Source organism: Ameyamaea chiangmaiensis, from assembly GCF_013376175.1.
GTDB lineage: Bacteria > Pseudomonadota > Alphaproteobacteria > Acetobacterales > Acetobacteraceae > Ameyamaea > Ameyamaea chiangmaiensis.
This window is the reverse complement of sequence record NZ_JABXXR010000128.1, coordinates 1-7,563: the sequence shown is the minus strand read 5'-3', so window position 1 is coordinate 7,563 and position 7,563 is coordinate 1. Positions and strand designations below refer to the sequence as shown.

7 protein-coding genes are annotated in these 7,563 nt (G+C 66.3%); 4 read left to right on the top strand and 3 right to left on the bottom strand.

The genetic code is table 11. The annotated features are described in order from the left end of the window. From HUK82_RS12840 to HUK82_RS12825, 4 genes are all read left to right on the top strand, one after another. Positions 1-1,487, top strand: a 1,487-nt coding sequence (locus tag HUK82_RS12840) for a sensor histidine kinase (protein ID WP_394367501.1), incomplete at its 5' end; no start/stop codon positions are given. Then, on the top strand, positions 1,487-1,909 hold the full coding sequence (locus tag HUK82_RS12835; protein WP_176614339.1) for a hypothetical protein: 423 nt from the start codon (positions 1,487-1,489) through the stop codon (positions 1,907-1,909). The genes HUK82_RS12840 and HUK82_RS12835, both read left to right, overlap by 1 nt. Beyond that, the gene (locus tag HUK82_RS12830) at positions 1,906-2,652 is read left to right on the top strand and encodes an SIMPL domain-containing protein (RefSeq protein ID WP_176614338.1); all 747 of its coding nucleotides are present in this window, start codon (positions 1,906-1,908) and stop codon (positions 2,650-2,652) included. The genes HUK82_RS12835 and HUK82_RS12830 overlap by 4 nt, the downstream gene beginning before the upstream one ends. A gap of 168 nt (positions 2,653-2,820) precedes the next feature. Continuing rightward, the gene (locus HUK82_RS12825) at positions 2,821-4,392 is read left to right on the top strand and encodes a globin-coupled sensor protein (protein WP_176614337.1); all 1,572 of its coding nucleotides are present in this window, start codon (positions 2,821-2,823) and stop codon (positions 4,390-4,392) included. 87 nt (positions 4,393-4,479) lie between these two features. On the opposite strand, the gene infC is transcribed toward HUK82_RS12825, so the two are convergent. The 3 genes from infC to HUK82_RS12810 form a co-directional block, all read right to left on the bottom strand. Continuing rightward, complete coding sequence (gene infC, locus HUK82_RS12820) at positions 4,480-5,001, bottom strand: translation initiation factor IF-3 (RefSeq protein ID WP_176614336.1); 522 nt, start codon at positions 4,999-5,001, stop codon at positions 4,480-4,482. 234 nt (positions 5,002-5,235) lie between these two features. Beyond that, the gene (gene thrS, locus HUK82_RS12815; protein ID WP_176614335.1) at positions 5,236-7,203 is read right to left on the bottom strand and encodes a threonine--tRNA ligase; all 1,968 of its coding nucleotides are present in this window, start codon (positions 7,201-7,203) and stop codon (positions 5,236-5,238) included. Positions 7,204-7,244: 41 nt separating this feature from the next. Continuing rightward, on the bottom strand, positions 7,245-7,563 hold a 319-nt coding region (locus HUK82_RS12810; protein ID WP_305144410.1), incomplete at its 5' end, for a glycosyltransferase family 9 protein.

The following is a 7,563-nucleotide window of genomic DNA, read 5'->3' as shown; positions in this document are numbered from 1 at the left end:
CAGCCCGGCCCGCGCCACGCCGGGCACCACGCGGCGTCAGCCCACTGCGCTGGTGGCGCAGCCGGTCGGTCAGCCTGCGCTTCGCGCTGGTGTACGGCATGGTGTTCGTCGTCTCGTCGCTGCTGTTCCTGTCCGTCGTCTGGTGGGGCACGGTCGGCATGATGGAACGCCGTGTGCAGCAGGCTGTGACGGCCGATGCGGGTGCGCTGTCGGATCAGTGGATTTCCGGGGGCCTGCCGACCCTCGCCCGCACGATCGAGGAGCGTCTGGAACAGAATGTCGACGATGACGCGATCTATCTGCTGGTCGATCCGGCCGGACGTGTCATCGCCGGCAACCTGACGGCATGGCCCCGGACGATCACGCGCGCCGATCGCTGGTATCAGTTGCAGATATCGCGCTCCGGCAGCCGGGGCGTCGTGGTCATCCACGCATTCGACCTGCCGGAGAGGTTCCGGCTTCTGGTCGGTCGCGACGTACGCGGGCGCGATATCCTGCGGCGTCTGCTGACCGACACACTGCTGTGGGCCTGGGTGATGCTGACGATCCTTGCGATCGGCGGGACGTTGCTGGTCAGGGGCCTGTTCCGCCGCATCATCCACTCGATCACCCGCACCACCGCCGCCATCGCGCAGGGAGACCTCGGCCGCCGCATGGCCGTGACCGGCAGCGGCCAGGAACTCGACCAGATCGCCATCACGATCAACGATATGCTCGACCGCATCAGCCGCCTGATGGACGGGGTGCGAGAGGTATCCAATGCCATTGCCCACGACCTGCGCACCCCGATCGCGCGCGCACGCACATTGCTTGAGGATGCCTCCCTCCACGCCCGCGATCCCGACGAGCTGCGCGCCGCGATTGACACCGCGGTCGGCAATCTGGACAACATCACGGCCGTCTTCGAAGCGCTGCTGCGGATCGCGCAGATCGAGGCCGGCGCCCGACGCGCGGCCTTCACGCCGTTTGATCTCACGCCCCGCCTGCGCGACATCGCCGAACTCTACGAAGCTGTGGCGGAAGAGCGCGAGCTGACGCTGGCGGTGCACCTGTCCGACACACTGCCGTTCTACGGGGACGCGGCCCTGATCCAGCAGGCCGTGGCCAATCTTCTGGACAACGCGATCAAGTTCTCTCCGCCCGGCGGCACGGTCACCCTGACGGCACTGCTCCAGCCCGGTCGTGGCGGCTACGGCCCGCGCGGGCGGGCGGTGGTCATCAGCGTGCGCGATACCGGGATCGGCATGCAGCCCGATGAACTCGCGCGTGCGTCGGAACGGTTCTATCGCGCGAACACCGCGCGTGACACGCCAGGGTCGGGTCTTGGCCTGTCGCTGGTGCAGGCCATCACCAGTCTGCATGGCGGCGAACTGGACCTGCGCCAGGCGCAGCCGGGGCTGGAGGCACGCCTTCTGCTGCCCTGCGCGCCACAGGGAACGGCTGCCATGACACAGGCTTCATCTTCACCTCACGCCGGAGACAGGTGATGGGCGTTAACGTGCCGGCGATGCTTAAACGTCTCTACCCTCCATGCGTCGCCGCCGCCCTGCTGGTGGCGTGCACGTGCCTTCCGGCGCGTGCCGCCCCGCAGGATGACGCACGCGGCACGGATGCCCTAAACGCCGGCCACACCAGCGCACCGGCAGCCCCATCCGGCGAGGAGCGCCCGCAGCTCAGCCCGGAGGAAGGCGAAAGCGCTCCGCCGGTGACGGTCACCAGCAACGGGCCGCGGTTCTGCGCCATGCTGCTGCAAGCCATAGACGACAGCAGCGAGCAGCCGCTGCCCAATGATGTGCGCGCCCTGCGCGAGGAAGGGATCGGCCTGTGCCAGCAAGGCCGGACGCATCTGGGGATCACGCGCCTGCGCCGCGCGCTCGTCGCCCTGCGGGAGGAACACGACACGCCATGACCCATCGCGCCCACAGCCGCCGCCCGACACGAAGGCACGGTCTTGCCCTTCCGTTCAGTCTCGTCGCATTGCTGGCGGTCATCGCGCCACCCGCCGCCCAGGCCCAGCCCGTGGGGCAGCCGACGGACACGACGGACACGACCACGCGCCTGTCCATCGAGGCGCGCGGGAGCGTGACGGCGGCACCGGACCGGCTGGTCGCGACATTCGCGGCCGAGCGCACCGCTCCAGCCGCCGCCGCCGCCCAACGCGCGGTCAACACCATGATCCACGGTGCGGTCTCGACAACCGCCGCCTTTCACGACGTGACGACCACGATCGGTCAGTACGAGATGGACCATACCGGCGATCCGGCCTCCACGACCTGGACGGCCCGTCAGACCCTGACGCTCAATGCCGCGACCGCCAATACTGCCGCTGTGTTCGACCTGGCCGGGCGCCTTCAGACCTCCGGCCTCGCCCTGACCGGCTTTGACTGGCAACTCGCGGACGAGACCCGCACCCGATTGCAGCGCGAGGCCAGCCACAGGGCGATCGCCAGCCTGCGAGACCGCGCCGACGATATTGCCCAGGCCATGGGGCTGAAGGTGCGGCATTTCGCGACCCTGTCGGTCTCCGAGGATGGCTACGCGCCGCGCCCGGTGATGATGATGGCGCGCATGGCCAAGGTCGACCCGCAGGCCACGGCGCAGGACCAGACCGTCTCGGCCGTCGCCTCCGCCACCGTGGTCCTCGCGCCCTGACGGGAGCCTAACGGCCGCGGTCGCCCTATCGGACGTTGCATGCCTGAAGTCCGGGCCTTGTTTACCGTCTGGTAATACCAGCAAGGGACAACAGGAGCCGCCGACGGTCGGCAGGAGGTGTTGCGGCCGCCTTCGATCGTTATCCCGTTTTGCAGGATCCGACCGAATATGCTGAAAAAAGAGCCCGATACGCAGTCTACCGCCCGAGAGCCGCTTGGCATCGCTGACGTGGAGCGTCGTCTGGCGTTCATTCAGATGGGCCGGGCCGAGCGCGAGCATCTCCGCGCCTTGCGTCCGTGGTTGTCCGAACAGGTGCCGGCCGGCCTCGACCGGTTTTACGCGCAGGTGCGACGCACGCCCGAGGCCGCCGCCTTTTTTGAAACCGGCCACCAGATGGACCATGCCCGTTCGGCGCAGGCCCGGCACTGGAAGACCATGGCCGATGCGCACTTCGATCAGGACTACGCCGACAAGGTACGCGCCATCGGCGAGGTGCACGCCCGCATCGATCTCGACCTTCAGTGGTATGTCGGCGGCTACACGCTGGTTCTCGACCATCTGGTACGCAACCTGATCGAGACACGGGTGCCCCGGACGACCGGTCTGTTCGCGCGCCCGACGACCACCGGCCCGGACCTGGCCGATTCGGTCTGCGCACTGGTCAAAGCGGTACTGCTGGATATCGAACTGGCCACATCCGTCTATATCGAGGCCGCCGAACGGAACCGCCGCAGCCTTCTGGAGCAGCAGGCGCGGGAACAGACAACGGTCTGCGATGTCATCTCACGCGCCCTGACCGAACTCGCCGACAAGAACCTGCATTACCGGATCCAGGAGGACCTTCCGCCGGGGTACAAAACACTGCGCGACGACTTCAACAACTCGGTCGCGATTCTGCACGATGCGCTGAGGACGGTCAGCGACAACGCCGCGGCGATCGAAACCGCGATCGGCGAGATCGCATTCGCCGCCGCCGACCTGTCCAACCGGACCGAGCAACAGGCCGCCTCTCTGGAGGAAACCGCAAACTCGCTTGCCCACATCACCGAAGGCGTGCAGACGACGGCCGACCATGCCGACGAGATCCGCCAGGCCGTCGCCCGGGCCAACGGCAATGTCGAAAAGTCGGAAGTTGTAGTTGGCGAGGCGATCGCCGCGATGCGCGAGATCGAGAAGTCGTCCGGCCAGATCGGCACCATCGTCGCCATGATCGACGAGATCGCGTTTCAGACCAATCTGCTTGCCCTCAATGCGGGTGTCGAGGCCGCCCGTGCCGGGGACGCGGGCCGGGGGTTCGCGATCGTAGCGCAGGAGGTACGTACGCTGGCGCACCGCTCCACCGATGCCGCGCGCGGCATCCGGGAGCTGGTTCACACGTCCGACGCACAGGTCAGGAGCGGCGTCGAATCGGTGGCCGAGACAGGCAAGGCCCTGAACGTCATCGTGGAAGACGTGCGCCACATCAGCGCCTCCATGAGCGCGATCACGACCGCCGCGCGCGAACAGTCGGGGCGGCTGCGATCACTCGACCTGACGGTGAAGGCCATCGACACGAACACGCAGCAGAATGCGGCCATGGTGGAGGAATCGACCGCCGCATGCCAGAACCTCGCGAACGAGGCAAAACTGGTCAACCGTCTGATCGAAAGCTTTCGCCTCGCCCCGCGTCCGAAATGGCGCACGGACGATGACACTGCCTTCAATCCGTCATGTGCCGGGATGGACACCCACAGAGCCTGACACCCGGCGTGTTTCGTCACGACACGCGCACAAAAAAGGCGTGACCCCCGGTAGGGATCACGCCCGATCAATGACGACGCCGCGCCCTCAGCGCGGTGCCAGCACCATGATCATCTGACGATTTTCAAGCCGCGGCATCTGCTCGACCTTGGCCTGTTCGTCCATCTCGACACGAATACGCTCGAGCACCTTGATGCCCAGTTCCTGATGGGCCATTTCGCGCCCGCGGAAGCGCAACGTGACCTTCACCTTGTCACCTTCGCCAATGAACGACTTCATGGCGCGCATCTTAACCTGGTAGTCGTTTTCGTCGATGTTCGGACGAACCTTGACTTCCTTGATCTCGATGACTTTCTGCTTCTTGCGCGCCTCGTTCCGCTTCTTCTGCTGCTCGTATTTGAATTTCCCGTAATCGAGAATCTTCACGACCGGCGGTTCGGCGTTCGGGCTGATCTCAAGAAGGTCGAGACCAACGGCATAAGCCCGCGAGAGAGCCTCGCGCGTGGCGATCACGCCCACCATCTCACCTTCCGCATCAATCAACCGAACGGTCGGAACACGGATTTCTTCGTTGACGCGGGGCCCTTCGCGCGTCGGCGGCGCGGGCATCGGCGGTCTGGCTATGGTCGGCTCCTGTAGCTCTTTCTAAAACAGGCAACGGACATAGGACCGAATCCCGCCTGCGAAAAGGGGAGATACCGGTCCACGCGGCGTTTTCCTGTGGTCGGCGGCACTATGGGCCGCATTGTGCCAAAAAATCAAGCATGCGACGCCCGGAGCGCGAGCAGAGCACCCGCGCACCATTGGCATTTCAACCGCGGCCGCGGCCCCCCGAGTCCCGGCTTACGCCGGGAGACAGGCAAAGCGGCCGGATGCCGCACCGCCATGACGACGCAGATCCGGGGGCAGGGCTTCTTCCGCCAGGGTCGCGATCGCGTCGTCAAGCGCCACGACCTCCTGCGCCGCGCCGCCCAGGCGACGCATCGCAACGGTTCGGGCCTCGGCCTCCTTTCGGCCGACGACCAGAATGACCGGCACACGCGCCAGGGAATGGTCGCGGATCTTGGCGTTGATCTTCTCGTTGCGCACGTCGGCCTCGACCTGCAGACCGGCGGCCCGCAGGGCAGACACGACCTCCAGCGCATAGGGCTCGGCATCGGTGACGATCGACGCCACGACGATCTGCACCGGGGCCAGCCACAGCGGGAAGCGTCCCGCGTGCTGTTCGATCAGAATACCGAGGAACCGCTCAAAACTACCCAGAATGGCGCGGTGCAGCATCACCGGCCGGTGCCGGGCGCTGTCCTCGCCGATATAGGAAGCATCGAGCCGCTCGGGCAGCACGTAATCCACCTGCAGCGTGCCACACTGCCAGTCGCGGCCAATGGCATCGCGCAGCACGAACTCCAGCTTCGGGCCATAGAACGCGCCCTCTCCCGGATTATATTCGTACTCCACGCCCGCCAGACGACACGCTTCGATCAGCGCACCCTCGGCGCGGTCCCAGGTCTCGTCCGACCCGGCCCGCTGTTCCGGCCGATCGGCAAACTTCACCCGGAACGACTCGAAGCCCAGATCGCGATAGACGTCGGCCAGCATCGTCACGAAACGTGCCGTCTCCGCCGCGATCTGGTCGTCGGTGCAGAAGATATGCGCGTCGTCCTGCGTGAATGATCGCACACGCATGATGCCATGCAGGGCGCCCGACGGCTCATACCGATGGCACGCGCCGAATTCGGCCATGCGCAAAGGCAGCTCACGATAGGAGCGCAGACCGTGGCGGAAGATCTGCACATGGCACGGACAGTTCATCGGCTTGAGGGCCAGTGTCTTTTCCTCGTCCTCCACGGTCGCGATGAACATGTGCTCGCGATACTTGTCCCAGTGGCCGGACGCTTCCCACAGCGCGCGGTCGACCAGCTGCGGTGTGCGCACTTCCTCGTAGCCACCACGGGTCTGCGCCCGACGCATGTAGTCCTGAAGCACCGTGTAGAGGCGCCAGCCCTTGGGATGCCAGAAGATCGACCCGACGGCCTCCTCCTGGATGTGGAACAGGTCCATCTCACGCCCGATGCGACGATGATCGCGGCGTTCGGCCTCCTCGAGCTGATGCAGGTGCGCGTCCAGTTCCTTCTGGTCACGCCACGCCGTGCCGTAGATGCGCGTCAGCATGGGATTGCGATGGTCGCCGCGCCAGTAGGCACCGGCCACCTTCATCAGCTTGAACGCGGTTCCGACATCACCCGTACCGCGCATATGCGGGCCGCGGCACAGGTCGAGCCACTCGCCCTGACGATAGATCGAGATCGGCATGTCTTCGGGCAGATCACGGATCAGCTCGGCCTTGAACCGCTCCCCCCGCTCCTCGAAGAACGCGATCGCGCGGTCGCGCGGCCACACCTCGCGCTCGAACGTCGCGTTAGCGGCGATGATCTCGCGCATCTTCGCCTCGATCGCCGCGAAGTCGTCGGGCGTGAACGGCGTGTTGCGGAAGAAGTCGTAATAAAAGCCGTTCTCGATCGACGGGCCGATCGTCACCTGCGTGCCCGGCCAGAGGGCCTGAACCGCCTCGGCCAGCACATGGGCGCAGTCATGGCGGATCATCTCCAGCGCCTCGGCATCCTTGCGGGTGATGAAACGCACCGAGGCGTCGGTCTCGATCAGGGTCGACAGGTCGACCTCGCGCCCGTCGAGGACCATGGCGATGGCCGCACGGGCGAGACCAGGCCCGATGGACGCCGCCACCGTAGTGCCCGTCACCGCACCGTCAAACGGACGTACGGAACCATCGGGCAGCGTGATCGCGGGCATTGGGGGGAACTCCACCGGAAAGGAAAGTCCCTCTAATGGCGTCAGTTCAGGGCGGCTGCAACCCTGGCCGCCGACAAAGCCGCCAGATCGGCGCGGCGCAACACACGCACCTGCCCCGGCCGACGGCCGAGGGGTGCGGTCAACGCCGGATCGCTTTCCGACGAAAACAGCACGATGCACGGGCACCCGACGGCGGCCGCCAGATGCATCGGCCCGGTATCGTTGCCGATCGCCCATGCCGCCCGCGCCGCCAGAGCGCCAAGCTCGGTCAGGGACGTGCGCCCGGTCAGATCGAGGGCCGCCGGGCAGCCCGCGCGGATCACCTGCGCGAGCGCGCTGTCTCCGCGCGCACCCACGACG